Raw genomic sequence first — 2,614 nt, forward strand, 5'->3', positions numbered from 1 at the left:
TCTGAATCTATACATTTATAATATTTAGAAACGCTCTCATGATGCGTATTTTAAACTTTATAACCTATCAATTTTGTTACTAAATGAATTTTAAATTTTTTGTGAATTTTGTTTATAAGGGGCTTTAATTTAAACGACCTTAATAGCACCGCGCTCTTATAACAAATGCTTTCATTTGCATTTTTGCTTTCTCTATAGCTGTTATGTTCTTTATAGCCATGGCATCATTTTTCATTTTCATAAGAGAAACGATAAATAGGATAATTGTGATTTATTGTCTGTTATGAAAATATCTCAATAGAAACTGATCATTATAGAGATTAGCAAAATCCCTTTTAATAGACTTTTGTCAGTTGTGTCAGTTCTTTTTAGACCCTATACTATTTTTTTAAAATGATAAAAAATTAAAAGCATTATATTTCAATATGTTAGTCTTTTTAAGATACAACTTATATAGATAACACAACCTTAAATACAATTAATAATATATATTTGTCAGTTATCTGTCAGTAAATTGAACTGACAAAAGTGATTATTTTAGTGTGTCATTAAAACGTGTCTTATGAAAAGCGTATGAAAGTAAAAACTGATTACGTTATTAAAATCCCTTTTATGAATTTAATCAGTTCTTTTGAATAGATAACCTTATGATTTAGAGAATGATTACAACGTGCTTTATAAAAATCATGTGATCCTTTAAAGCTTTTCAAAAGATATCTTGTAACTCATAAGAGATGCTATCAAGATCTTTATAGTTATGAGTTTTGGGGGTGCTTTTTGTACGTATTATTTTATTTTTTTAATCCAAAATAAAAATCATTATATTTCAATATGTTAATGTTTTAAATAAACAACCTATATTAAATACAATCCGTAAATACAATCTATAATATACATTTAAAGGGGTTTTGTAGGGGTTTTGGGGGTTTTAAGAACCTACAAAACCTATAAGTAAAATGAATATACATAACTCTCTTTAAACAAAGCTTTTGAAAAGGATAAAGCTATCATTTTAGATTACGGTATAACCTCTTAAAGGCAATGTAAAAAAATCTAATTCTATTTAAGAGTGGGTTTCTTAAAAGTTTTAAAGCAATCCAAATAAGAGTATCTAAAAGTGCAAGTTTCTTCTTTTTAGAATAACGCATGATAAATTATCCTTTTAAAGATTGTATGTAAGCAATGTATAAAGGGGGTATAGGAACCTATAGCTATAAGACCTTATACCCCTTGTGAGGTTAATATGCCTATCATGTGAGCATGCTTTATAAGTTATTTGGTTTCTCTTATTTCTAATTTTGGTAAGTTCTTAACAATTTTCATTGTTTCTAAACTTACAGTGATAACCCTTTGAAATAACTCTAATGGATAGGCAGGGTTGCCAATGGTTTCAACAGCATAGTGATTGGCATCATTAACAATACCACTCTTTTTATCTGTCTTAACGCATTGACGCCCCATAACCGATTCAAGAGAGATATCTGTTATTGTGATATTGCTGTTATAAATAACAGTTGATTTATTCTTTTCCTTACTATTCCCAGCAAATTTCATTTCAGTCACATAATAGAATTTTTCGGGATTAGAGATTTCTGTCTGTTTTGGATTACCCTTTTTAAAGATCACGGGATAAGGCTCTACATCTTCATAATTCACGTGCAAATGACCGAGTTCACGCCCTGCTGTCACAAATTTCCAAAAATCATCAGCCGTTTTTACGCAAGGGATACGAGGCAATTCTTTGCATAAATTATCAGCATAACGGGTGCGATAATCTTCTGAATGCAAAAGACCGTAAACATAATAAAACAGATCATCTTTAGTGTTTTTTCATTAGGATAAGCGGCTTTTAAATATGCTAATCCTTCATCAGTTATAGCATTACGCATTTTCTTTTTTCTTATTTTAGTAAATAAGCGATTGTCATGCTATTTTTCTTATCAAGCGATAATAATGGAGTGTTTTTTGTTGTCTCTAATATGTAACAGTTCCAATAAATTTGGTATATTCTATGAATAACAGTCTTTACTTGAAGCTCAAGATTATATTACATGCAACACCTTAAAATTAAGAAGCATATTAGAGTGTATGATTGTCATTTAACAGTGTAATTATACAGGCTTCAAAAGCGGGGGAAATGATATGGTTTGCACAACACATAAAGCAGGTGTATACAGTACAGTCTATGCTTTTTTCTCAGATGTTATAAGTATTACTCTCATCAAAAAATTAAAAAATTGTTACGCGGTTGGCGATTTTTTCTGTGACGCTGATGATGGGGATCATTTTGTTGCTCATTTTGAGGGCACAATGAATGCATAGATTTTTTTTCACTTTTGTTTTTGCGGCTATTTTGTGCCTTTTCTCGTTGCCGAGTTTTGCCCAAAATATTCGTGAGAAAGCGATTAATCAATCAGAGAGCATCCAACGACAACAAACGCAAGAACAGCGTTTTCAACGATTGCACCGTAGAAACGAAACACATGGGATATTTTTGCCAGACGATGATACCACATCTGCCTATGGTGCTTCATCTGGTACAACCTGTTTGCTGATCAAAAGCATTGAATTTGTTGGTGCTCAGTTGATTTCTCATACCGACCTTCATGAAGCC

General features: G+C 30.8%; 1 protein-coding gene and 2 pseudogenes. 2 read left to right on the top strand and 1 reads right to left on the bottom strand.

The genetic code is table 11. The features are described 5' to 3' along the window. Positions 1–1,272: 1,272 nt before the first annotated feature. Positions 1,273–1,886 (bottom strand): annotated as a pseudogene (locus ACFIL8_RS09060) (type ISP restriction/modification enzyme); the annotation flags it as partial. A gap of 256 nt (positions 1,887–2,142) precedes the next feature. Here ACFIL8_RS09060 and ACFIL8_RS09065 point away from each other — a divergent pair. Then, positions 2,143–2,322 (top strand): hypothetical protein, encoded by a 180-nt coding sequence (locus tag ACFIL8_RS09065; protein ID WP_375681521.1) that lies wholly within the window; start codon positions 2,143–2,145, stop codon positions 2,320–2,322. After that, positions 2,315–2,614: pseudogene (locus tag ACFIL8_RS09070) on the top strand (ShlB/FhaC/HecB family hemolysin secretion/activation protein); the annotation flags it as partial. The gene ACFIL8_RS09065 and the pseudogene ACFIL8_RS09070, both read left to right, overlap by 8 nt.

This window comes from Bartonella sp. AP57NXGY, assembly GCF_042195805.1.
GTDB lineage: Bacteria > Pseudomonadota > Alphaproteobacteria > Rhizobiales > Rhizobiaceae > Bartonella.